The 23,343-nt window shown below is 61.5% G+C and carries 17 protein-coding genes, 2 tRNA genes and 1 rRNA gene; 13 read left to right on the forward strand and 7 right to left on the reverse strand.

From position 1 onward, the window contains the following. Positions 1-58: 58 nt before the first annotated feature. Positions 59-1,636 (reverse strand): class I adenylate-forming enzyme family protein, encoded by a 1,578-nt coding sequence (locus tag BUS12_RS03470; protein ID WP_074297041.1) that lies wholly within the window; start codon positions 1,634-1,636, stop codon positions 59-61. Between the two features lie 322 nt (positions 1,637-1,958). Between BUS12_RS03470 and BUS12_RS03475 the strand changes: the two genes are divergently transcribed. From BUS12_RS03475 to BUS12_RS03505, 7 genes are all read left to right on the forward strand, one after another. After that, complete coding sequence (locus tag BUS12_RS03475) at positions 1,959-3,203, forward strand: branched-chain amino acid ABC transporter substrate-binding protein (protein WP_074294257.1); 1,245 nt, start codon at positions 1,959-1,961, stop codon at positions 3,201-3,203. 115 nt (positions 3,204-3,318) lie between these two features. Beyond that, on the forward strand, positions 3,319-4,266 hold the full coding sequence (locus BUS12_RS03480) for a branched-chain amino acid ABC transporter permease (protein ID WP_074294258.1): 948 nt from the start codon (positions 3,319-3,321) through the stop codon (positions 4,264-4,266). 15 nt (positions 4,267-4,281) lie between these two features. After that, positions 4,282-5,583, forward strand: a complete 1,302-nt coding sequence (locus BUS12_RS03485; RefSeq protein ID WP_253190110.1) for a branched-chain amino acid ABC transporter permease — start codon at positions 4,282-4,284, stop codon at positions 5,581-5,583. After that, positions 5,580-6,353, forward strand: coding sequence for an ABC transporter ATP-binding protein (locus BUS12_RS03490; RefSeq protein ID WP_074294260.1), 774 nt, complete (start codon positions 5,580-5,582; stop codon positions 6,351-6,353). Before BUS12_RS03485 ends, BUS12_RS03490 begins: the two co-directional genes overlap by 4 nt. After that, positions 6,353-7,066, forward strand: coding sequence for an ABC transporter ATP-binding protein (locus tag BUS12_RS03495; RefSeq protein ID WP_074294261.1), 714 nt, complete (start codon positions 6,353-6,355; stop codon positions 7,064-7,066). The genes BUS12_RS03490 and BUS12_RS03495 overlap by 1 nt, the downstream gene beginning before the upstream one ends. 25 nt (positions 7,067-7,091) lie before the next feature. Further along, a complete protein-coding gene (locus BUS12_RS03500; RefSeq protein ID WP_074294262.1) occupies positions 7,092-9,131 on the forward strand; it encodes an acetoacetate--CoA ligase in 2,040 nt (679 codons plus the stop codon). Between the two features lie 113 nt (positions 9,132-9,244). Next, the gene (locus tag BUS12_RS03505) at positions 9,245-10,414 is read left to right on the forward strand and encodes a fumarylacetoacetate hydrolase family protein (RefSeq protein WP_074294263.1); all 1,170 of its coding nucleotides are present in this window, start codon (positions 9,245-9,247) and stop codon (positions 10,412-10,414) included. Positions 10,415-10,460: 46 nt separating this feature from the next. On the opposite strand, the gene BUS12_RS03510 is transcribed toward BUS12_RS03505, so the two are convergent. Both BUS12_RS03510 and BUS12_RS03515 read right to left on the reverse strand, forming a co-directional pair. Beyond that, positions 10,461-12,137, reverse strand: coding sequence for a glycoside hydrolase family 13 protein (locus BUS12_RS03510; protein WP_074294264.1), 1,677 nt, complete (start codon positions 12,135-12,137; stop codon positions 10,461-10,463). A gap of 285 nt (positions 12,138-12,422) precedes the next feature. Continuing rightward, positions 12,423-12,689 (reverse strand): DUF4148 domain-containing protein, encoded by a 267-nt coding sequence (locus tag BUS12_RS03515; protein ID WP_074294265.1) that lies wholly within the window; start codon positions 12,687-12,689, stop codon positions 12,423-12,425. A gap of 274 nt (positions 12,690-12,963) precedes the next feature. Here BUS12_RS03515 and BUS12_RS03520 point away from each other — a divergent pair, with 274 nt between their 5' ends. Genes BUS12_RS03520 through BUS12_RS03530 form a run of 3 tightly spaced genes read left to right on the forward strand, consistent with a single transcriptional unit; the run spans position 12,964 to position 15,734 of the window. Next, a complete protein-coding gene (locus tag BUS12_RS03520) occupies positions 12,964-13,641 on the forward strand; it encodes a response regulator transcription factor (protein ID WP_074297043.1) in 678 nt (225 codons plus the stop codon). Between the two features lie 2 nt (positions 13,642-13,643). Continuing rightward, on the forward strand, positions 13,644-15,011 hold the full coding sequence (locus tag BUS12_RS03525; protein ID WP_083640227.1) for a sensor histidine kinase: 1,368 nt from the start codon (positions 13,644-13,646) through the stop codon (positions 15,009-15,011). 12 nt (positions 15,012-15,023) lie between these two features. Continuing rightward, positions 15,024-15,734 carry a response regulator transcription factor gene (locus BUS12_RS03530; protein ID WP_074294266.1) on the forward strand — a complete coding sequence of 237 codons (711 nt, stop codon included), beginning with the start codon at positions 15,024-15,026 and terminating at the stop codon, positions 15,732-15,734. Here the strand turns inward: BUS12_RS03530 and BUS12_RS03535 are convergent. The 4 genes from BUS12_RS03535 to rpoD form a co-directional block, all read right to left on the reverse strand. Then, positions 15,731-16,540 carry a topoisomerase IV gene (locus tag BUS12_RS03535; RefSeq protein WP_143788246.1) on the reverse strand — a complete coding sequence of 270 codons (810 nt, stop codon included), beginning with the start codon at positions 16,538-16,540 and terminating at the stop codon, positions 15,731-15,733. The genes BUS12_RS03530 and BUS12_RS03535 overlap by 4 nt on opposite strands. A gap of 34 nt (positions 16,541-16,574) precedes the next feature. Further along, positions 16,575-17,558 carry an XAC2610-related protein gene (locus tag BUS12_RS03540; RefSeq protein WP_143788247.1) on the reverse strand — a complete coding sequence of 328 codons (984 nt, stop codon included), beginning with the start codon at positions 17,556-17,558 and terminating at the stop codon, positions 16,575-16,577. After that, positions 17,548-18,228, reverse strand: a complete 681-nt coding sequence (locus BUS12_RS03545) for a hypothetical protein (protein WP_143788248.1) — start codon at positions 18,226-18,228, stop codon at positions 17,548-17,550. The genes BUS12_RS03540 and BUS12_RS03545 overlap by 11 nt, the downstream gene beginning before the upstream one ends. 403 nt (positions 18,229-18,631) lie before the next feature. Next, positions 18,632-20,620, reverse strand: a complete 1,989-nt coding sequence (gene rpoD / locus BUS12_RS03550) for an RNA polymerase sigma factor RpoD (RefSeq protein WP_074294269.1) — start codon at positions 20,618-20,620, stop codon at positions 18,632-18,634. Between the two features lie 756 nt (positions 20,621-21,376). Between rpoD and BUS12_RS03555 the strand changes: the two genes are divergently transcribed. From BUS12_RS03555 to BUS12_RS03565, 3 genes are all read left to right on the forward strand, one after another. Beyond that, positions 21,377-22,907 (forward strand): 16S ribosomal RNA (locus tag BUS12_RS03555). 62 nt (positions 22,908-22,969) lie between these two features. Next, a tRNA-Ile gene (locus BUS12_RS03560) sits at positions 22,970-23,046 on the forward strand. 72 nt (positions 23,047-23,118) lie between these two features. Beyond that, positions 23,119-23,194: transfer RNA gene (locus BUS12_RS03565), tRNA-Ala, on the forward strand. The last annotated feature ends 149 nt before the right edge of the window (positions 23,195-23,343 follow it).

The following is a 23,343-nucleotide window of genomic DNA, read 5'->3' on the forward strand; positions in this document are numbered from 1 at the left end:
GACCTTTGACGCCAGAATTCAGCCCGGGAATCAGCCGGGAAGAGAAGCCGGCCCGACGCTACGCGATAGGCCCTCGCGCCGCTGAATGAAACTGCTCACGCAACTCCCGTTTCAGCACCTTGCCGATCGGACTGCGCGGCAATGCATCAATGAATCTCAGCGCGGAGAGCCGCTGCATCTTCCCTAAGCGCGCATTGATCCACCCCAGCAACGCATCTTCGTCTAGCACGGTGTGTGGGTGACGCACGACGAACGCCACCGGCGTCTCGCCCCATTGCTCCGACTGCACGCCGACCACGGCCGCGTCCGCCACATCAGGATGCGCACGCAGCTCCGCTTCCAGATCGCTCGGGTACACATTGAAGCCGCCCGAAATGATCATGTCCTTCTTGCGATCGAGCAGCGTGAGGAAGCCGTCTTCATCGAAACGTCCCATATCGCCGGTGCGGATAAAGCGCTTGCCGCCCGGGTCGTACCATTCCGCCTCGGCGGTCTTTTCCGGTTGCCGGTAGTAACCGGTCATCATGGCCGGCGAATGGCCGACGATTTCGCCGACTTCGCCTTGCATCACCTCGTTGCCTTGCTCGTCGATCAGGCGGATGTCGTGACCTTCCACGGGCTTGCCGACCGTATGCAGTTTGTGAGGGAACGCGTGCGCCTCCAGTTGGCATGATCCGCCGCCCTCCGTCATGCCGTAGTACTCGGTGAGTTTGCCGGGCCAGCGCCGGACCACGTCCGCCTTCACGCTGGCTGCAAACGGCGCGCTGGTACAGAACTTCGCTTCGAAGCTGGACAGGTCGAAGCGGTCGAAGTCGGGATGGGCCATCAGCCGCTGATACTGGACCGGCACGAGCATCGTGTGCGTCACACGATGTTGCTGCGCGAGCGTCAGGTACTGCGTCGCGTCGAACTTCGGCATCAGCACGACGGTGCCGCCGAACGTGAGCGTCGGCATGAAGCTCACGAGAGTGGTGTTCGAGTACAGCGGTGTCGAGATCAGCGTGGTGGCATGCGGCCCGTAGCCGCGCTCGATGCTACGCCGCGCATAGGCCCAGCGCATGCCGTGCGACTGCACGATGCCTTTCGGCGTGCCGGTCGTGCCGGACGAGTAGATGATGTTGAATGGCCACGCCGGGTTGATCGCCAGCGGCACGGGCTCGGCGCCTTCTGGCGCGAGCCAGGTCCGAAGCGCGCTGGTGCCAGAACTGCCCGAATGCCCATCCAGTGCAATCGCCGTCGTGCCGATCTCGCCGGCGACCGGTTCAAGCAGGCGCGTGACCTCGGCGTCCAGAAAGAGCAGGCGCGCGCCCGAATTGCCGATCATGCTGACGAGGCTCGCCGCGCTCGAAGAAGGCGCGAGCGGCGCTACTGCCGCGCCCGCCCGCAGGCCACCGAGAAAGGCCACGACGTATTCGACCGATGCCGCAGCACACAGCGCAATCGCGTCGCAAGGCTTGAGCCCGTCACGCTGTAATGCGGCCGCAAAGCGATCGACTTGCGCGTCCAGTTCAGCGTACGTCACGACTTTGCCGTCGCAGATCAAGGCAGCATGGTCGCCGCGCTCGGTTGCGAAGCGGCGGATCATATCCGTAATGCAGACGAAGGGTTCGTTCAGCAATGCGTCAAGCCATGTCATGTGCATTCGTCTCCGCGGGTTCCGTTGTGCCGGACGTCCTGATTGTCCAGCGATCATACGTGCGAGCCTTCGCCATGTAAATAAAAGCACGTCCATTCGCTTTCTGATGCGTAGCACCATGCGCTAGGTGTTTTCCCGGCTAAGCCCAGCGAGGGACATCATTTGCGCGGTTTGCCCGTTGACACGCTCCGAACGGTCGTGCGAAATTGCATGTTGATTCGCCGGCTAGCCACGGCGCCAACCTGCGCGCTCGAGCCGTCTTCGCACATAGTTAGTTATACCTAAGATAAAGATCGATTCTGAAATCGTAGGAGACAACTGAATGGAAAAGATGCGTTCCCTGGCGGCTGGTGCAACCATGTTCATGGCGCTGGCTTGCGGTACCGCTTCGGCGGAAACGGTCAAGATCGCGTACATCGATACGCTGTCGGGTCTGATGGGTTCGTTGGGAAACAACGAGCTGAAGAGCTGGCAATACGTGACCGAGGTGGCCAACCAGCAGGACTGGGCCGGCGGGCAGAAATTCGAAATGGTCCCGTTCGACAACAAGTTGTCGCCGCAACAAAGTCTCACGCTGCTCAATGAGGCGGCCGACCAGGGCATCCGCTATATCGCGCAGGGCAACGGTTCCTCGGTGGGCCTCGCGCTTGAAGACGCGGTGTCCAAGTACAATGCGCGCAATCCCGGCAAGGAGATCATCTACCTGAATTTTGCCGCAGTGGATCCGGCCATGACGAATAGCAAGTGCGACTATTGGCACTTCCGTTTCGATGCCAACGCCGATATGAAAATGGAAGCGTTGACCACCTTTCTCGCCAAGGATCCCAACGTCAAGAAGGTCTACCTGATCAATCAGGATTACTCCTTCGGCCATGACGTGTCGCGCACCGCGCAGGAGTATCTCAAGCGCAAGCGTCCGGACATCCAGATCGTGGGCGACGATTTTCACCCGCTGGCACAGGTCAAGGATTTCTCGCCGTATGCCAGCAAGATCAAGGCATCCGGCGCCGATACGGTGATCACGGGCAACTGGGGCAGCGATCTCGCACTGCTGATCAAGGCCGGCAAGGACGCAGGCGTGACCGCGAATTACTATACTTACTACGCCTCCACGACCGGCGTGCCGACGGCGATGGGTGCGGCGGGCGCCGGACGCGTCAGGTATGTCGGCTATATGGGCGCGAACACCAGGGACAATCCGCCGCAAGCGGATCAGATCATGGATGGCTTCAAGAAGAAATACGATGACGATTTCTTCGAAATGGCCGCTTATACTGCCGTGGCGATGCTGGGCAAGGCGATGAAGGAAACCAGGTCCACGGATCCGGTCAAGGTGGCCAAGGCCATGGAAGGCATGAAGGTCCAAAGCCTGAACGGCATCGTCGAGATGCGCGCGTCCGACCATCAGGCGCAGCAGTCCCTTGTGATCGCCACCTGGGTCAAGGCGGATGGCAAAGACGTCAAGTATGACCAGGAGAAGACCGGCTATGGCTGGCGAACCGACGCCGTGCTCGACGCTTCGTCGGCAAGCCAGCCGACTACGTGCCAGATGAAGCGACCGAACTAGGCCGGCATGCCGGTCACCGGATGAAGGATGGGTAGCGGGCCGGGTCAGCCTGGCCGCGCTCCATTGCAAGGCACGCGCTGGCCGACGCTGCCGCAAGAAGTAAGGAACATTGTCCGTGGAATTCTTCGTCATCTCCCTGTTGAACGGCATCAGCTACGGGTTGCTGCTGTTCCTGCTGTCGTCGGGGCTTACGCTGATCTTCAGCATGATGGGCGTGCTCAATTTCGCGCACGCCAGCTTCTACATGCTGGGCGCGTATTTTGCGTATGCCATCGCCAGCAAGCTCGGTTTCTGGCCGGCGCTTGTGCTGGCTCCGTTGCTGGTGGTGGTGGTCGGCGCGCTCGTCGAGCGCTTCGGACTGCGCACCGTGCACAAGTACGGGCATGTGGCCGAACTGCTGTTCACGTTCGGTCTCGCCTATCTGATCGAAGAAGCCGTCAAGCTGGTCTGGGGACAGTCCGCCGTGCCTTACCGCATTCCGCAGGAACTCGACGGCCCGCTGTTCCAGGTCTTCACGTCGGTGTTTCCCAAGTACCGCGCCTTCATGATGCTCGTGTCGGTGTCGATGCTGATCGCGATGTACGTGGTGCTCACCCGCACGCGCATCGGCCTCGTGATCCAGGCCGCGCTGACGCATCCGCAGATGGTCGAGGCCCTCGGTCACAATGTGCAACGCGTGTTCATGCTGGTGTTCGCCGGTGGTGCTGCGCTCGCGGGTCTGGCCGGCGTGATCGGCGGCAATGCGTTCGTTACTTCACCGTCGATGGCCGCTTCGGTCGGCACCATTGTGTTTGTCGTGGCGGTAGTGGGCGGCATGGGATCGCTCGCGGGGGCGTTTATCGCGTCGCTGCTGATCGGGCTGCTGCAAACCTTCGCCGTCACCATCGACGCTTCGCTCGCCGACCTGTTCGGCGCAATCGGCCTGCATGTGACGAGCGCCACGCCGTTGTCGTCGGTGTGGAAACTGACCGTGTCGCAGATGGCGCCGGTGCTGCCTTATCTTCTGATGGTGGTGATGATGATTGTGCGCCCACGTGGTCTCATGGGAACCCGGGAGGGCTAGATCATGAAACCCACTATGCGGCAAAGCTACGAACACGTCATGGCCCCGGGCCTTACCGCTGCTTCATCGCGTCATCTCGCGCGCTATCTGATCTGGGGGTTGACGGCCCTTGTGATGGCGGTGGCGCCGCTGATCTTTTCCAGCGGCTTCGCCATCACCCTGTTGTCGCAGATGGGCATCATGATCATCTTCGCGCTCTCGTACAACATGCTGCTCGGCCAGTCGGGCATGCTGTCCTTCGGCCACGCGGTGTATTCGGGCATGGGCGCATTCATCGCGGTGCATGTGCTCAACCAGGTCGGCGCGGGCGCGTTGTGGTTCCCCGTCTCGTTACTGCCGCTGGTGGGCGGTTTGGGCGGTGCGTTCTTTGGCATCCTGTTCGGCTATGTGACCACACGCAAAGCGGGTACCACGTTCGCCATGATTACGTTGGGGATCGGCGAGATGGTGTTCGCCAGTTCGCTGATGTTTCCGGACTTCTTTGGCGGCGAGGGCGGCATTTCGACTAACCGCGTCGTCGGCAATGCGGTACTCGGCATCACGTATGGGCCAGGGCGTCAGGTGTATTACCTGATCGCGTTGTGGTGCCTGCTGTCGATGGTCGCGATGTATGCGTGGACGCAAACGCCTTTGGGCCGCATTGCCAACGCCGTGCGCGACAACGCCGAGCGGGCCGAGTTCGTCGGCTACAACACCCAGCGCGTACGCTACCTCGTGGTGATTTTGTCGGCCTTTTTCGCCGGGATTTCCGGGGGGCTGTCGGTGATCAACTTCGAGATCGTATCGGCGGAGAACGTGGGCGCCGTGCATTCCGGCAGCGTGTTGCTGGCCACGTTCATCGGCGGTGGCGGGTTCTTTTTCGGGCCTGTCATCGGCGCGGTGGTGTTTGTGCTGTTCGCCGTTGCGCTGTCCAGCCTGACTCAGGCGTGGCTGCTTTATCTGGGGCTTTTCTTCGTGCTGATGGTGATGTTCGTGCCGGGCGGCGTCTCGAGTCTGTTGATGAAACAGGTGCCGCTGCTCGCCAGGCGCAAGCTGGGCCGCATGCTGCCCTCCTACGCGGTCGCGCTGGGAGCGGGTGTTGTCTTGCTGGCCGCATTGATCCTCACTGTCGAGCTGACCTACAAGCTGCAGATCGACAGCGACAACGGTACCGGCATGACGCTGGTGGGTTTCGCTTTCGATGCCGCCTCGTTCAGGCCCTGGGCGGTGGCCGTGGCGCTGTGGCTAGCCGGAGCGCTGGCCTGGCGAGCGGCGGTAGCGCGGGTGCATCAGGCGTGGGACGCCGTGCAGGCGGAAATGGCAGGAGGCGGGGTATGACGGCCGCACTGGAATTGAGCGAGCTCACCAAGAACTTCGGCCAGACGGAGATCATCCGTGGGGTCAACCTGAGTATTCCTAAAGGTGAGCGCCATGCACTGATTGGGCCCAACGGTGCGGGCAAGTCGACCACCTTCAATCTGATTTCGGGGCGTAGTGCGCCGAGTTCCGGCTCGGTCAAATTGAACGGTGTCGAGATTGGCGGCCTCAAGCCGTTCGTGATCAATCGCATGGGGCTGTCGCGCAGCTTCCAGATCACGAATATTTTTCACCGGCTTTCGGTGTTCGAAAATCTGCGTTGCGCGGTGCTATGGTCGCTTGGCTACAAATACTCGTTCTGGCATCGGCTGGCGAAGCTGCATGATGCACGACAGCGCGCCGAAGAAGTGCTGGAACTGATCGGGCTGCAGCGGCGCAGCGAAACGCAGGCAAGCCTCCTGACCTACGCTGAACAGCGTGCGCTGGAAATCGGCATCACGATTGCCGGCGGCGCCGAGGTGATCCTGCTCGACGAGCCCACCGCGGGTATGAGCCGTTCCGAATCGGATCAGGCCGTGGAGTTGATTCGCAATGTGACGGTGGGCAAGACCCTGGTGATGGTCGAGCATGACATGGGCGTGGTATTCGGCCTCGCGGATCGTATCTCGGTGCTGGTCTATGGCGAGGTGATCGCGACGGATACCCCCGAGGCGATCCGCAACAACAGCAAGGTCAAGGAGGCCTATCTCGGCGCGTCCCTTGACGAGAGCTCCACCGAAGGAGCGCACTGATGAGCGGGCGCATGCTCGACGTGCAAGGCCTGCACGCCTACTACGGCAAGAGCCACATTCTGCAAGGCGTCGATGTGCATGTCGACGAAGGCGAGATCGTCACTCTGCTCGGGCGCAACGGCGTAGGGCGTTCCACCATGGCGAAAACCATCCTCGGGATGGTCAAGGCTGCGGGCTCGGTGCGCTTTCGCGACGAGGAAATTCTGGGGCGTCGCACCTTCGAGATCGCCCAGTTGGGCATTGGTTATGTTCCTGAGAATCGCGACGTCTTCCCCACGCTGACGGTGCGCCAGAACCTGCTGCTGGGCGAGAAGCGCAGTCGGCGCCAGGGCAAGCCGCGCTGGACGCTGGCGGACATGTACGGCATGTTCCCGCGCCTGAAGGAGCGCGAGAACACTGCCGCGGGCGTGCTCTCAGGGGGCGAGCAGCAGATGTTGACGCTGTGCCGCACGCTGATGGGCGACCCGGACCTGATCCTTATCGACGAGCCCACGGAAGGACTCGCGCCGAAGCTGGTGGCGCTGGTCGCCGAGTATCTGCAGGCGCTCAAGGAGCGCGGCGTGTCGGTGCTGCTGATCGAGCAGAAGCTCGCTATCGCGCTCGACATCTCGCAGCGCGTCTATGTCATGGGTCACGGGAGCATCGTCTTCGAGGGGACGCCTGCCGAGCTGAAATCCAATGCGCAGGTGCGCAAGGAGTGGCTGGAGGTGTAGCGCTGTTTTATTGTCGACCGAACATATGAACTCAACCGATTCTGTCGCCGGACGCCGGCCTGCTAGTCCCGCCTGGATTCCGCAAATCCGCCTGTATCAGGACTGGCTGCATCGAACGCGTGGCCTTGCGTTCGATTCGTACGATGCGCTGTGGCGCTGGTCCGTCACGGACCTCGACGCGTTCTGGGCAAGCGTCTGGGAATACGGCGGCATGAAATCGCCGACACCCTACAGCGCGGTGCTGGCCGAGGAGCGCATGCCCGGTGCGCGCTGGTTTCCAGGCGCCCAGGTGAACTACGCGCAGCAGGTGCTTCGGCACGCCGACGCCGCGCATGCGGCGGGTATGGCGGCCATTATCAGCGAGGACGAGCAGGGCTGGATCAGAGAGCTCAGTTGGCCCGAACTGAAGCGCCAGGTCGCCGCGCTTGCGTTGACGCTAAGAGAGCGCGGCGTGCAACGTGGCGATCGTGTGGTGGCTTATTTGCCCAACGTGCCCGAGACCGTGGTGGCGTTTCTCGCCTGTTGCAGCATCGGCGCGGTGTGGAGCGTGTGCGCGCCGGACATGGGACTGCAGGCCGTGATCGACCGGTTTCGTCAGATCGAACCGCGCGTCTTGATTGCCGCGGACGGTGTCCGCTACGCGGGTCGTTCGATGGATCGCAGCCAGGTGGTGGCCTCGCTGCGTGCGGCGCTGCCGGATGTGCAGACGCTGATCGTGCTGGAAACGCCGCATGCGGCATCGCGTGTGGCGGACGCGCTGAGTTTCGCCGATACAGTCGCACGCGACGATGCCGCCACGGCGGCCTTTGTTCCCGAGTGGTTGCCCTTCGATCATCCGCTGTGGGTGGTGTACTCGAGCGGCACCACGGGCCTGCCCAAAGCGATCGTGCAAAGCCACGGCGGCGTTCTGGTCACCGGGTTGAGTGTCGTGCTGCATAGCGACTTCGGCGCGAGCTATAGCAGCAACAACCCTGGTGAACGGTTCCACTGGTACAGCTCGACCGGTTGGATCATGTGGAATGTGCAGGTGTCGGGTTTGCTGGCCGGCACGACCATCTGCCTTTACGACGGCAGTCCCAGCGGCAGCAAGGACCATCCGGACTGGGGCGTGTTGTGGCGCTTCGCCGCTCGGCACAAGGTCACTATCCTCGGCGCGGGCGCAGCGTTCCACGGCAATTGCATGAAGGCGGGGTTGTCGCTGGCCGAATGCGGCGACCTCTCACGCTTGCGCGCCGTCGGCACGACCGGCTCGCCGCTGCCGGAAGACGTGCAACGCTGGGGCAGCGCGCAATTCGCCGCCATGGGCACGCCGGACATCTGGTGGCTCAACATCTCCGGCGGCACCGATCTGTGCGGCAATTTCATCACCGGCAACCGTGAACTGCCGCAAGTGCCGGGGCGGATGCAATGCCGTCAACTGGGTGCGGCTGTCGAGGCCTGGAACGAAGCGGGACAAGCGGTGACTGGCGAAGTGGGCGAGCTGGTCTGCACGCGTCCCATTCCCGCGATGCCGCTCCATTTCTGGGGCGATGCGGGCAATGCCCGCTACCTGTCGAGCTATTTCGACGTCTACCCCGGCGTGTGGCGTCACGGCGACTGGCTCAGGATCGACGCGGACGGCGCTTGCACGATCTACGGCCGCAGCGACGCGACGATCAACCGTGCCGGCTTGCGCATGGGCACTAGCGAGATCTATGCCGCGGTCGAGGCGTTGCCCGAAGTGCTCGATTCGATGGTGATCGATCTCGAGTTTCTCGGCCGCGAAAGCTATCTGGCGCTCTTCGTCGTTCTGCGCGAGGGCCTCGTGCTGGATGCGGCGCTGGAAGCGCGCCTGGCGGCGGCCATCAGGACCTCGCTGTCGCCGCGTTTCGTACCGGATCAGATTCTGCAGGCGCCGGAAATTCCGCGTACCTTGTCCGGCAAAAAGCAGGAGGTGCCGGTCAAGAAACTGTTTCTCGGCCATGCGCTTGAGAAGGTGGTCAATCGTGAGGCGATGGCGAATCCGCAGTGCGTGGACTGGTACGTGGGGCAAGCTGCTTTGCACGCGGCGCGTCGTCAGGGTTAGCGGGTTACGTTCCCAGAGAGTGGGTGCGTATCCGCGTTGTACGTCGACAGGGTGGACACTGCGCGATCGCATGGATAGCATCAGGTCTTGGTCAATGTTCAGGACATGACGATATGCGAACCGATTCTGCTGCCTGCCTTCCCGACGACCTCGATCACGCGCTGCTGATAGGCCGCGTCTGGCGTCCCGCGCCGGTTGATGGACCGTCGGTCGTCGTGGTCCGCGGCGGCCATGTGTTCGATATCACGTCCACGGTGTCCACCACGGCCGATCTGTTCGACCGGAGCGACGCGGTGCAAATCGCCCGCAACGCGCCGGGCGAAGCGTTAGGTCCCGTGCATGCGCTGCTTGAAGCGAGTCTCGCGCCCGCCGCTAAAACTGACACGCGATTGCTTGCGCCATGCGATGTGCAGGCCATCAAGGCCTGCGGTGTGACGTTCGCCGTGAGCCTGCTTGAACGGGTGATCGAGGAGCAGGCGGGCGGCGACGCTGCCAAGGCGCTCGACGTGCGCCGGACCATCACGGAACTGATCGGCACCGATCTGGCGAAAATCAAACCCGGCTCGGACGCCGCGATGAAACTGAAGGCGGAACTCGAGCGGCGCGGCGCGTGGTCGCAATACATGGAGGTGGGCATCGGGCCGGACGCCGAAGTGTTTTCGAAGTCGCAACCAATGTCCGCCGTGGGGCTCGGCGCCGACGTCGGTCTGTATCCCACCTCGGTGTGGAATAACCCGGAACCGGAGATCGTGCTGGCCGTGAATAGCGCCGCTCAGATCGTCGGCGCCACGCTGGGTAACGACGTGAACCTGCGCGATATCGAAGGCCGCTCGGCCTTGCTGCTGGGCAAGGCAAAGGACAATAACGGCTCGTGCGCGATCGGGCCGTTTGTGCGCCTGTTCGACGAGCGCTTTACGCTGGATACGGTGCGCGCGGCGAGCTTGTCGCTACACATCGAAGGCACGGACGGTTTCGTGCTCGAGGGTGTGAGCCATATGAAGGAGATCAGCCGCGATCCGGCCGATCTCGTCGCGCAGACCTGCGGCGCACATCATCAGTACCCCGATGGTTTTATGCTGTTCCTCGGCACGATGTTCTCGCCGATCAAGGATCGCGACGCGCCTGGTGCGGGTTTCACGCATCATCTCGGCGATGTCGTGACGATCGCGACGCCTTCGCTCGGGGCGCTGGTGAACACGGTGCAGCTTTCGACCGCAATTCCTCCGTGGACCTTTGGCGTGCGAGCGTTGTATCGAAGCCTGGCGAAACGCGGGCTGCTTTGAGGCCCCGACCTCAGCGTCGGCTTCAGCATTGGCCGACGCTTCAGCCTCAGCTTAAGGTCAGCCATGCCGCGGTGTTGCCGGGCAACTCACCGTGCGTCTCCAGCGGCTCGCTCGCAACGAGCAAGGTGCCGCGCGGCAGCGCAACGGGCTGCATGCCCAGATTGATCACGCCGCGCAGCGTGCCGTTGTCGAAGACCAGCACGTCCGGCGAGCCGGCAGACTGCCACTCTAATAGGCCCGTACCGAGCGCATAGTCGCGCCGCAAGCGTAGAAGCTGGCGATACAGTTCCAGCGTCGAGCCGCTCACACCGTCCTGACGATCCACGGCATAGCGAGCAAAACTATCCGGCTGCGGCAGCCAGCTTTTTTCGCCGGGACCGAAACCGAACGAGGGCGCATCCGCCTTCCAGGGCAGCGGCACCCGGCAGCCATCACGGCCGATCTCGGCGCCCTGCGTGCGGAAAAACGCCGGATCTTGCCGATAGCGCGCATCCAGCGTGGTGTGCTCCGGCAAGCCCAGCTCCTCGCCCTGGTAGATATAGGCCGATCCCGGTAGCGCGAGCGTCAGCAAAGCCGCGGCGCGGGCGCGGCGCAGGCCTAACGCTTCGTCGGGCTGCTCGCCGGCCGCGTCGATGCCCTTGGGGCGCGCACCCGGTTTGCGCAGACCGTAGCGCGACGTATGGCGGACGGAGTCGTGGTTGGACATCACCCATGTCGTCGGTGCGCCGACCGCCGCCGAGGCCGCCAACGAACTATCGACGACCGCGCGGATTTCAGCCGCGTCCCAATGGGCAAGCAGGTAGTCGAAGTTGAACGCCTGCTGCATTTCATCGCCGCGAATGTAGCGAGCGAGCCGCGCTTGCGGCGCGATCCACGCTTCGGCCACCATCATCCGTTCACCGGGGTAGGTGTCCAGCAGACGGCGCCAGTGGCGGTAAATCTCATGCACGCCTTCCTGATCCCACATCGGGCTCGTGTTGTTGCCGTGATCCGCCGCGCCTTCCACCATTGCGGCGTGACCGCCCCAGTCGGGTAACCCCGGCGCCTTGATGAGACCATGCGCGACATCCACCCGGAAGCCATCCACGCCACGGTCCAGCCAGAAGCGCAGCACGTCCTCGAATTCCGCGCGGACCTCGGGGTGATCCCAGTTGAGGTCGGGCTGCTTGCGGTCGAACAGGTGCAGATACCACTGCGAATCCCCCGGCGCGCGAGACCAGGCGTTGCCGCCGAATACGCTCTGCCAGTTGTTCGGTGGAAGGTCGCCGTGCGGACCTTTGCCGTCGCGAAACAGATAACGCGCACGTGCGGCGCTGCCGGGCGGCGACTTCAGCGCTGCCTGGAACCAGGCGTGTTCGTCGGACGTGTGATTGGGCACCAGGTCGACGATCACCTTCATCCCCAGCGCATGGGCCTGGTGTCGCATGCGTTCGAAGTCGTCCAGCGTGCCGAACAGCGGATCCACGACACGATAGTCGGCCACGTCGTAGCCGGCGTCGGCCTGAGGGGAGCGATAGAACGGCGAGAGCCAGATTGCGTCGATGCCGAGGCGGGCGAGATACGGCAGCCTCGCCGTGATGCCCGGCAGATCGCCGATGCCGTCGCCATTCGCGTCGGCGAAAGAGCGCGGGTAGATCTGGTAGATCACCGCGCTGCGCCACCACTCTGCACCGGTAACCGCTTCGGTTTCGGTTTCGGGGAGGGTGAATTCTTTCGTGCGCATGTTCATGTCGTGTCCCTCTTGTTGGTCTGCCCGGACAGGTCCCCATGCCGGCGCGCAACCCCGATTATGAGGGCCGATGCTGCCAGGAATTTATTGCCGGCCGTACGAGCCTGTTTTCTATCGATCCATGCTCAAGCGAGATCGTTCCCGAGGATTGAGCTGCGTTACATCCGGTAGCAAGCGGGCAGGTTAGGGCTCAGGCGCCGTTGGATGCGACAGCGCCCCCGTGAACGGGGGCGCAGCGGAATCGTCGCACCGGTGTGGCGCGCTTGCTCGTGCAACGGCTTACTGGACGAAGTTCGCATAGGCGGAATTCACATGTGCTTCCTTGATCCGCTGGGCGGAGAGTTCGGCACGGTCCGAAGCCGGCGATGGGTACGAGGTCTTCTCGTCGGCCGCGGTGGTGCCGTTGAGGAACGACTTGTACAGATCTGCCCGGACCTGTTCGCGCGTCAGACCTTGGGGTGCGGTCTGGGCGGGATCGGCATGGGCCGCGCCGGCAAGGAGGGTCACTGTGCTGGCGAGCAAAAGCGTGGCGAGTTGGCGTTTCATGAATGGCAACCTTTGAATGTGAGCGAAGTGAATGAATGGATCCACACCCCCCATGTCCGGCGTTTCTGACCGGATACGTGTGGTGTGTTCATATCTTCGCAACGTGATCGCGGGCGCCTGCTTGGCAAAGATTAAGGATTTTTTAGCGATTCACGGGGACGCATCGCGTCTGCGGCTTACCTAAAAGATGTTTCATGTTGCACTGCAGCGAATTTGCGATACTGCAGGTTCGCTTCTTCCTGCGCCGGCCTTTACGACGCCGGCCACGCATATCGTGGTAAAAATTTTGACGATCGAAGACGATCAAATCGTCGGGCGCGACATTGTGGATACGCTCAGCGGCGCCGGTTTTGACGTCGAGTGGGTCACGAGCGGCCAGGACGGCATTGCGCGTGCGGTGCATGACGAGTTCGACGTCATCACGCTCGACCGCGTGTTGCCCGGCATCGACGGGTTGACGATTCTGAAGACCATTCGCGGTGTCGGCATCGAGACACCGGTTCTGATGATCAGCGCGTTGTCCGATGTCGATGAACGTGTGCGCGGTTTGCTCGCAGGTGGCGACGACTACATCCCCAAGCCGTTTTCCGCTGAGGAAATGAAGGCGCGTATCGAGGTGCTGCTGCGCAGGCGCGGCCGTCGACAGCAAGCCGCATCGACTGTGCTGCGCGTCGACGATCTCGAACTCGATCTGATTGCCCGTACGGCGACGCGCGGCGAACATGCCGTCGCGCTGCCGCCCGTGGAATTCAAGCTGCTCGAATACTTTGCCCGAAACTCCGGGCAGATCCTGACCCGCACGATGATCTTCCAGTCCGTGTGGGACATGCATTTCGATCCGGGCACTAATCTGATCGAGGTCTACGTCGGTCTGCTGCGCAGAAAGATCGACCTGCCGGGCATGCGTCCGCTGCTCAAGACCGTACGCGGATCCGGCTACATGCTAGGGTAACCATGACAATGAGCCTGTGGCGCAGCACGATATTCCGTTTGCTGATGATCTACGCGCTGGTGTTCGCAGGCTCGGTTGGCGGACTCGTGTGGATCAATTACTGGAACTCGGCGAACTACACGGCCATGCAAGCCGACTACAACATCAACTGGCAGTTCCAGTATTTCGCGGCGTTGCCGCGCAACCTCATGCTGAGCCAGATCGATGCGCGTACCAGAACGACGATACGCAGGCCGGTCAACTTCTACGGCGTGTTTGCACCCAACGGCCAGCACCTGACGGGTGACATCGCAAGCAGTCCTGCCGGCGTCAAGTCCGATGGAGACGGCGTCTGGTTGCGCCCGCAACTGATCTCGCCGACCCTGGAGCGGCCGATGTACATGCGCACCCGGGCCACGCGCCTGCCCGACGGCGATCTGCTCGTGATTGCCCGGGACGTGGACGAAATGGCGCGGCTGCGCAGTTACATGCTGGGCGGCATTGCATGGAGCGGAGCGATCGCGCTGCTGGGCGGTCTCGGCTTCGGCATTCTGTGTTCGGCCGTGCAGTTGCGGCGTATCAACGAGATGCGCCGTCTCACGCATCTGATCGCGCAAGGTAACCTCGACACCCGTTTGCCGGAACGAGGCGGCGATGAGCTCGCGTGGCTGTCGCAGATCGTCAATCATATGCTCGACGAAATATCGCGCCTGATGCATGAGGTCAAAAGCGCGTGCGACGGGATTGCGCACGATCTGCGCACGCCGCTCATTCATATCCGCTCGTTGCTGGCGCGCATCGAACCCGCAACGCTGAGCGACGAGGACGCGCAACGCTTGCAGCGCGCCGCGCAGGAAACCGACGAGGTGCTCACTCGCTTCGCCGCGATACTGCGTATTTCGGAGATCGAAGCATTGCATCGCCGGGCCGGCTTCAGCGATGCGGAGATGCATGTGCTGTGCCGGCAGGTGGGCGAACTTTATGCGCCCGTCGCGGCGGCCAGAAACGTCGAGCTGAAACTTGATTTGCAGCACGTGTTACCGGTGCGAGCCGATCATCCGTTGATGTTCGAGGCCCTCGTCAATATCGTGGATAACGCGATCAAGTTTGCGTCGCACGAGGGCGTCGTGGCGATCAAGGTGCAGCAATGCGCGGAGGGACCGCGCATCACGGTGTGCGACGACGGCCCAGGAATCCGTGCCGATGAGCGGGTCGCCGTGCTGCAGCGGTTCTATCGCAGCGAGCGCACACGCGATACGCCGGGTTCGGGGTTGGGTCTTTCCGTGGTGCAGGCGGTTGCCCATCTGCACGACTTCAGGCTGACGCTGGAGGACGCCAATCCCGGCACCTGTGTCGCGCTCGATTGCTGGTCTGAGCGGCACGCTCCATGAGAGGGTGACGTCATGCGCATCTTGTGTGTGGGAACCGGTGGGCGAGCCGGGTATCTGACGGCCGCGCTGATGGAGGCGAATCACAGCGTGTCGAGCGTCGAGCGGATTGTCGATGCGGCTTATCTGGTGGCAATCGAACAGATCGACGCAGTGATCGCGCTGACCGCCGGCGATCCGGCCGACGCCGCCCGCGCGATGATTGCGCGGCCGGAGCATACGGTGCTGGTGGTGATCGACACGCCCGGCGATCAGGATGCGCGCATCGCCGCGCTCTACGCCGGCGCGGACGTGTGCTTCACCGGTCACTACGAGTACGCCGAACTGGACGCGCGATTGCATGCGTTGTGGCGCGAGGCCGGTCAGTCCGAGGTGGATCCGGTAAGGACGGCTGCGTTGTCGGCCGCGGGCATGACGCTCTCGCGCGCCACGCGCAGTCTGATCGGACCGGGTGAGGTGGCGCTTGCCTTGACGCGGCGCGAGTATCTGCTGATGGAGTGCTTGCTGCGCCAGTCCGGTACCGTCGTGCAGCGCGACGATCTGATCGCCTACGTATTCGGCGATGCCGATGCGGACGGCGTTTCGTTGCAACGCCTGGTGTCGGCGTTGCGGCGCCGGATCACGGAATCCGGATGGTGCTTGCGACTGGATACGGTGCCGCGCATCGGCTATAGCCTCGTTCTCGAGGCAGAAGACGTGCCGCAGGCACCGGTGCAGGCGCGCTAGTATTGCTCGCTGACCGCCTTGGGAACGAGATAGGTTTGCTTCACGGGATCGAAGCGGATCACGTAGTTGGCGTCGATGTTTTTGTCGCCGCGATTGCCTGTCTCGTGAATCTTGAGCGGGTAGACCTCGTCCGTCGACGCCGTATCGGGCTTGATGTCGAATTCCTTTTCCTCGCAGGCTGACGGCTGCTTGCCGCATCTGTCCGAACCCGTATTGCTCATCGAAACGTCGATGTTCTTTGCGGCGAGGACCAGCTTGTTCGGGCGCGGCAGCCAGATGCTTCGCCCAGTCTCCACATAACCCTGGAGGACGACGCCGTCTTCGATCACGAAACCATAAAGATGCGGGCCGAGCTGCTGGATGCTGACGTCGGCCGCGTTGCCGAAGTTACCGGATGCGATATCGGTTTGCTTGATGACGGGTTCAAGACCCTTGCCGTCGCCGGTGGGCTTGAGCACGTAGAGGTCGGTTTGCCCACCGGTCGAATCAGGAGCGGACGTCGCGGCGCCGTCCTGGGCCGTATCGACGAAGTTGCCGCACATGGCCAGCAGATAGCGAGGACCGTCGCCCGTCGTCAGGCGTGTAACGTCGCACACGTGATAGGCGTAGCTATCGTCGTCTGTTCGCCATCCCTTGTTATGGGCGTCCCACTTGCCATAGGTGGTCTCGATGAACTCGCGCACAGCGGGGGCGATCGGTTTGTTCTTTACCGGTTGCGCGGCTAACGCCTGGGCGCAGAGTGTTGCGCCGAGCAACAGCCAACCCATCCGCTCAATCGCCTGGCGAGAGTGACTCAGGAATTGCACTTCGAGCTCCTTGTTTTGTCCAGCTTGATAGGGTTCATTGATGACGCGGCTCGCCCGCCGCATCCGCGACGCTGACCCAGCCGTTTATCGTGCCTTTGTGTGGATTGCGGTACGCAACCTTCAGCCACTGCGCATCGTCGCTGACATCCACGACCTCGACCGCATCGCCGCGCACCAGGTAGCGCGGTGTCGGATTCTCCGTGGGAGTGGCATGCAACGGCAGCCGCTCGACGCTAACATGAATGACGGGCACCTGCTTGTCGTCCGGATCGCTACGGCTCCGCAGCCTGCGGGAAACGACGTTGCCCTGCTCGTCGTAAGTGCGCAGCAAGTCCTCCGGTACATCGCCCTGCGCGGCGTTTTTGCCCAGCAGCTTTTGCAGGTCGTCGTCGTCGAGGCTTTGGGTGGCCTCGTAAAGGTAGAGCCGACCATCCGTTCCATAGCGGTAGGCGTCCACGTACCAGCCCGCGCCGCGGCAGGCGCTGTAGAGCGTGTGCGTCTGCTTGTTCAAGGTGACGCCGAAGAGTCCATCGCAGTTGCCGCCGGCCTTTGCATTGCGCTTCGGTTCCAGCGGCACGAATTGCTGCCCCTTTGGGTCGTAGAGGAAAACCTGATAGCTCTCGTCGACGCCGTCGATAGAAGAGACGGAGGCAAAGTCCTGATGCCCGTCGAAATTGAAGTCATTGACCTCGAGACGGTAGTGCGCATCATCGTCGGAGTTGTCGATCTTCAGTCGCTGGGTCTTGCCGCTCGGGGTAAAGCGGACCAGCACCGCGTCCTCGGCTTGCTGAACGCGAGCGGTCACGCCCTGATCGACCTGGATCGTGAGGACTTCCGGTGTTGCATACGCGGAGAGTGCGGCAGAGGCGAGGGCAATCGCAAACGGGATGAGGGCGGGTTTCATCGGCATGGGTTCGTTCTTCTCGATCGCAGTGAGGGATTCGCGCACGGTTAGCGGGTCGGCTTTTACATCGCCTGCATAGCAGCGTAAGCGTTGTGAAGGCCGGTCATTGCGCACCCGCTTTGCACGATGGCGGCAAGCGCCACTTCCACGCTCCGTTGATCTTCACGAGCTTCGCCAGCTCGTTGTTAGCGCTGCAATTTACCTTGGCGACGAGTTCCCCGCTGGCGGTCCAGGCCGGTGAGTCTAGCGAAATGGCGCTACTGTGCGGGGTGGATGGTTCGACGAAACTCGGTCCCTTCCACGACACCTTCCCGTCGATGCTATGGATCGTCCACATCGGACCGTCCATACCGTCGATCTGTTCCGAGGCCAGATATGCCCGGCGGTCCGGCGAGAACATCACTTCCTGACCGGCGTCCAAAATGCGCCCGGTGCGCTCGTCGATCAGCTTGCCGGTGAACACGTCGCCCTCGCGATCGGCGATAAGGGAATAGCCTTCCTTGCGACCGCAATAGGTATAGCTGGTGCCATCAAGCGGTTCGTCGTAGGGCGGCGTATCTTTAAACGTCAGTTCCTTGCCGGCCACCGTCAAGCGCAGTTCGTGGATGGAGCGGCGCACCGCCATTCCGTTCGCCGCACGCAACAGCTTCGCTTCCTGCTGTTGATCGCCGATGTCGCAGTCGAGCGACACCGCCGATGTTTGGGACCACGCCGCCTGATTCAATATCAATGTGGACGCTAATACCAGCGGGTAAAGCAAACCATGCAATTTGAATCGCATCATGCGAGTCCCTGAAGCCGTTGTATTTTTTGTGTCGCCGTGGGGCAGCCGTGAAATGGCGGGATGTATGGCCTGGTTTCGCTTTGAATAGGGCGGCTGCGCGGCTTCGTGATTATCGTTGGAAATGTTTCGGCCTTCAATCTAGGCTTTAAGATTGAAGCGGGCGATTCAAGCGGGTGCGGCACACGGCATATGCTCATCGGCCGTTGTGATGCAAAGCTGGAGTCATTGCCTCGCGCAGCGTCGTAAAGGACGAGGCGATTAACAAGCGGGAGAGGGGGCTACTGCGAAGAGAGAGATGAGGTGCCCGACGGAGTTCGGGCAATAGCGAAGGCCGATTCAGCCGACGCCATCAACAAAAAGGGCCCTGGTTTTCAAACAATATCAACCAGAGCCCTCTTTGCATTTACCGATCGAGGAACGACTTCAGTCGATCCGCGCGGCTAGGATGCATCAGCTTGCGCATCGCCTTGCTTTCGATCTGGCGGATCCGCTCGCGCGTGACGTCGAACTGCTTGCCGACTTCTTCGAGCGTGTGGTCCGACTTCGTGTCGATACCGTAGCGCATGCGCAAAACCTTCGCTTCGCGCGGCGACAGGGAATCGAGCGCGTCGTCGATCGCAATCCGCAGGTCGGCCTGAACCGCAGCTTCCGCCGGCGACGTGGCCGAGGAGTCTTCGATCATGTCGCCCAGCGTGGCGTCGCCGTCTTCGCCCATCGGCGTTTCCATCGAAACCGGCTGGCGGGCGATCTTCAGGATGCTGCGGACCTTCTCTTCCGACAGATCCATCCGTGCAGCCAGCACCGACGGATGCGCTTCCTGTCCGGTCTGTTGCAGGATTTCGCGCGAAATGCGGTTCAGCTTGTTGATCGTCTCGATCATGTGCACCGGCACACGAATCGTGCGCGCCTGATCTGCCAGCGAACGCGTGACCGCCTGACGGACCCACCACGTGGCGTACGTGGAGAACTTCCAGCCGCGACGATATTCGAACTTGTCCACCGCTTTCATCAGACCGATGTTGCCTTCCTGGATCAGATCCAGGAACTGCATGCCGCGGTTGACGTACTTCTTCGCGATCGAGATCACGAGACGCAGATTCGCCTCGATCATCTCGCTCTTTGCCTTGCGCATCTTCGCTTCGGCCGCGACCATCTTGCGGTTGATTTCCTTCAGCTGCTTCAGCGGCAGCGCGACGGTGGCTTCGATGGCGATCAGCTTTTGCTGTTCGGCTTGAATGGCCGGCAGGTTGCGCTCCAGCGCGGCGCCGAATTCCTTGGACTTGGCGGCCATGCGCATGGTCCAGTCCAGATCGGTTTCGTGGCCGGGAAACGACTCGATAAACAGATCGCGCGGCATGCCGCTCTTTTCCAGCACGATTTGCTGGAGGCGCCGTTCAATCGCGCGGACCTGCGTCACCTGGTGGTGCACGTCGCCGCACAGACGGTCGATCGTACGTGCGGTGAAGCGCAGTGCGGCCAGTTCTTGCTGGATGTCCTCACGAGCACGCAGGTGCGCCGCGGAAGACGAGCCGTCCTTCGCATGCAGCGAGCTGACTTCTTCGAAACGCGTGCGGACGCGAGCGAAAATCTCGAGGCAGTCGGCTGTCAGCTTCTTCAGACGGGCTTCGTCGACTGCGCTGGAATCTGCGCCGATGTCGTCGTCACCGTCGCTGTCGTCGCTGTCGGCGGCGTCCGTGTCCAGATCCGCGGCGGCTTCGACGCTGTCGTCCGCGACTTCTTCGGCGTTGGTGTTTTCGTTCAGGCCGTCGACCAGTTCGTCGATACGCAGCTCGCCGGCGGCGACCTGGTCGGCGCTGGCCAGAATAGCCGACACCGCTGACGGGCAGGCGGCAATCGCCTGCACCATTTCGTGCAGGCCATCTTCGATGCGCTTGGCAATGGCGATTTCGCCGGCACGGGTCAGCAGTTCCGTCGCACCCATTTCACGCATGTACATGCGCACGGGGTCGGTGGTACGGCCGAATTCAGAATCGACCGTCGACAGCGCGACTTCCGCTTCTTCGTCCGCCTGGTCGTCGGAGACGACCGGCGAGTTGGCGTTCAGCAGCAGCGCTTCAGCGTCGGGTGCCGTCTCGTAGACCGCCACGCCCATGTCGTTGAAGGTGGCGACGATGGTTTCCATCGCCGCGGTTTGCGCGAAGTTGTCGGGCAGGTGGTCGTTGATCTGCGCGTGGGTCAGGTAGCCGCGCTCCTTGCCCAACTGGATCAGCGCGCGCATCTGGCGTTGCTGCTCTTCGACTTGCTGCGACGTTTCGGCTGCAACCGGGATCGCTTTACCCGCGCCCTTGCCTTTGGCGGTTCGCCCGGCAGGGGCCTTGATTGAGTATCCGGCCGTGTTGTCTCCGGAATCATCCCGATCGAAAGGGTTCAATGTCTTCTCCTCGAAGGCTTCGCTATGAGGCGCAAGACGCGGCGCTCAGGCGTTTCGGCTAGGCCGCAACATCACCTGAGTGATACATGCGGCTGGTTTGTCTATGCTCGCAAAGAGCGAAAAGATTGGCCCGCGTGAAGCGGGCCCATAGAGGCGCGCGAAATTCGCGCGGCCAGCGATTATATACGAACTTGGGGGCGAACTCTCGTCAGTCAAGAGATATATATTCAGGAAAGGTCAAGTGGTGCGTGCCCTAGGGGCAGATCATCCGCGCTCACGGCTTCCTCGTCGTCGTGCGGCCTTTCCGTTTGCTCCCATATGTAGGGGCGTCTCACTGCAAGACAAGGTGCCGCCGTGAGATACGTGAGCGGCGCGCGACGCGTGCTCGTGGCGCGCGTCTCTCCTCATGATCAACGCAGCGCACGTCTCGAGCGTTGACTTCCAGGACCTCGCAAACTTTTTCGCGAATGGGGTTGACGTCTCGTAAAGGGCATCGCATAATTCGCCTCCCGTTTGATGACGGACGCGAAGAAAGCAGAGCTTCTGAGCGAATGATCTTTAAAAATTAACAGCCGATAAGTGTGGGCGCTTGATGGCGACGCGGGTCAGGTTCTTCGGAATCTGGCATGAAGCGAAAGTATCAAGTCTCACACAGTATTAGAGGAAGGTTAGCCTGTTGAGAAACAGGCGTAATCATCGTCAGTACGTTGAGTGAGCGACCGGGTTCGAAAGAGCCCGAAAACAGTAACAGGAATTGAACTGAAGAGTTTGATCCTGGCTCAGATTGAACGCTGGCGGCATGCCTTACACATGCAAGTCGAACGGCAGCACGGGGGCAACCCTGGTGGCGAGTGGCGAACGGGTGAGTAATACATCGGAACGTGTCCTGTAGTGGGGGATAGCCCGGCGAAAGCCGGATTAATACCGCATACGCTCTACGGAGGAAAGGGGGGGATCTTAGGACCTCTCGCTACAGGGGCGGCCGATGGCAGATTAGCTAGTTGGTGGGGTAAAGGCCTACCAAGGCGACGATCTGTAGCTGGTCTGAGAGGACGACCAGCCACACTGGGACTGAGACACGGCCCAGACTCCTACGGGAGGCAGCAGTGGGGAATTTTGGACAATGGGGGCAACCCTGATCCAGCAATGCCGCGTGTGTGAAGAAGGCCTTCGGGTTGTAAAGCACTTTTGTCCGGAAAGAAATCATCCTGGTTAATACCCGGGGTGGATGACGGTACCGGAAGAATAAGCACCGGCTAACTACGTGCCAGCAGCCGCGGTAATACGTAGGGTGCAAGCGTTAATCGGAATTACTGGGCGTAAAGCGTGCGCAGGCGGTTCGCTAAGACAGATGTGAAATCCCCGGGCTTAACCTGGGAACTGCATTTGTGACTGGCGGGCTAGAGTATGGCAGAGGGGGGTAGAATTCCACGTGTAGCAGTGAAATGCGTAGAGATGTGGAGGAATACCGATGGCGAAGGCAGCCCCCTGGGCCAATACTGACGCTCATGCACGAAAGCGTGGGGAGCAAACAGGATTAGATACCCTGGTAGTCCACGCCCTAAACGATGTCAACTAGTTGTCGGGTCTTCATTGACTTGGTAACGTAGCTAACGCGTGAAGTTGACCGCCTGGGGAGTACGGTCGCAAGATTAAAACTCAAAGGAATTGACGGGGACCCGCACAAGCGGTGGATGATGTGGATTAATTCGATGCAACGCGAAAAACCTTACCTACCCTTGACATGGTCAGAACCCTGCTGAAAGGTGGGGGTGCTCGAAAGAGAACTGATACACAGGTGCTGCATGGCTGTCGTCAGCTCGTGTCGTGAGATGTTGGGTTAAGTCCCGCAACGAGCGCAACCCTTGTCCCTAGTTGCTACGCAAGAGCACTCTAGGGAGACTGCCGGTGACAAACCGGAGGAAGGTGGGGATGACGTCAAGTCCTCATGGCCCTTATGGGTAGGGCTTCACACGTCATACAATGGTCGGAACAGAGGGTCGCCAACCCGCGAGGGGGAGCCAATCCCAGAAAACCGATCGTAGTCCGGATCGCACTCTGCAACTCGAGTGCGTGAAGCTGGAATCGCTAGTAATCGCGGATCAGCATGCCGCGGTGAATACGTTCCCGGGTCTTGTACACACCGCCCGTCACACCATGGGAGTGGGTTTTACCAGAAGTGGCTAGTCTAACCGCAAGGAGGACGGTCACCACGGTAGGATTCATGACTGGGGTGAAGTCGTAACAAGGTAGCCGTATCGGAAGGTGCGGCTGGATCACCTCCTTTCTCGAGCTCACGTGTTCAAGTTGAGCGCTCACGCTTATCGGCTGTGAAAAAGACAGACTCAGGGGTCTGTAGCTCAGTCGGTTAGAGCACCGTCTTGATAAGGCGGGGGTCGATGGTTCGAATCCATCCAGACCCACCACTGTTTCTGCGGTGGCTGCGCTAACCGATCACCCCTGGGTATCAAGACAGATGAAGTTATCTGTGCATGACTGGGGGATTAGCTCAGCTGGGAGAGCACCTGCTTTGCAAGCAGGGGGTCGTCGGTTCGATCCCGTCATCCTCCACCAATCCTCAATGCCTAGCGTTCGGTGCTAACCGAGCTTTATGCATTGGCGATTGAGCCAGTCAGAGTGATACGTGGTTATGGCAACTGCGATATCGGCTGTCGTTCTTTAACAATCAGGAAGAAGTAGTAAAGAGATTCACGAAAGATCAC

The sequence above is a fragment of the Paraburkholderia phenazinium genome (assembly GCF_900142845.1).
Lineage (GTDB): Bacteria > Pseudomonadota > Gammaproteobacteria > Burkholderiales > Burkholderiaceae > Paraburkholderia > Paraburkholderia phenazinium_A.

What these genes read in the sequence shown, in the direction of transcription:
- BUS12_RS03495 (WP_074294261.1), top strand. Translation starts at nt 6,353, where the DNA reads ATGAGCGGGCGCATGCTCGACGTGCAAGGCCTGCACGCCTACTACGGC.
- BUS12_RS03515 (WP_074294265.1), bottom strand. Translation starts at nt 12,689, where the DNA reads ATGAAACGCCAACTCGCCACGCTTTTGCTCGCCAGCACAGTGACCCTC.
- BUS12_RS03525 (WP_083640227.1), top strand. Translation starts at nt 13,644, where the DNA reads ATGACAATGAGCCTGTGGCGCAGCACGATATTCCGTTTGCTGATGATC.
- BUS12_RS03470 (WP_074297041.1), bottom strand. Translation starts at nt 1,636, where the DNA reads ATGACATGGCTTGACGCATTGCTGAACGAACCCTTCGTCTGCATTACG.
- BUS12_RS03500 (WP_074294262.1), top strand. Translation starts at nt 7,092, where the DNA reads ATGAACTCAACCGATTCTGTCGCCGGACGCCGGCCTGCTAGTCCCGCC.
- BUS12_RS03505 (WP_074294263.1), top strand. Translation starts at nt 9,245, where the DNA reads ATGCGAACCGATTCTGCTGCCTGCCTTCCCGACGACCTCGATCACGCG.
- BUS12_RS03485 (WP_253190110.1), top strand. Translation starts at nt 4,282, where the DNA reads ATGCGGCAAAGCTACGAACACGTCATGGCCCCGGGCCTTACCGCTGCT.
- BUS12_RS03475 (WP_074294257.1), top strand. Translation starts at nt 1,959, where the DNA reads ATGGAAAAGATGCGTTCCCTGGCGGCTGGTGCAACCATGTTCATGGCG.
- BUS12_RS03530 (WP_074294266.1), top strand. Translation starts at nt 15,024, where the DNA reads ATGCGCATCTTGTGTGTGGGAACCGGTGGGCGAGCCGGGTATCTGACG.
- BUS12_RS03490 (WP_074294260.1), top strand. Translation starts at nt 5,580, where the DNA reads ATGACGGCCGCACTGGAATTGAGCGAGCTCACCAAGAACTTCGGCCAG.
- BUS12_RS03510 (WP_074294264.1), bottom strand. Translation starts at nt 12,137, where the DNA reads ATGCGCACGAAAGAATTCACCCTCCCCGAAACCGAAACCGAAGCGGTT.
- BUS12_RS03545 (WP_143788248.1), bottom strand. Translation starts at nt 18,228, where the DNA reads ATGATGCGATTCAAATTGCATGGTTTGCTTTACCCGCTGGTATTAGCG.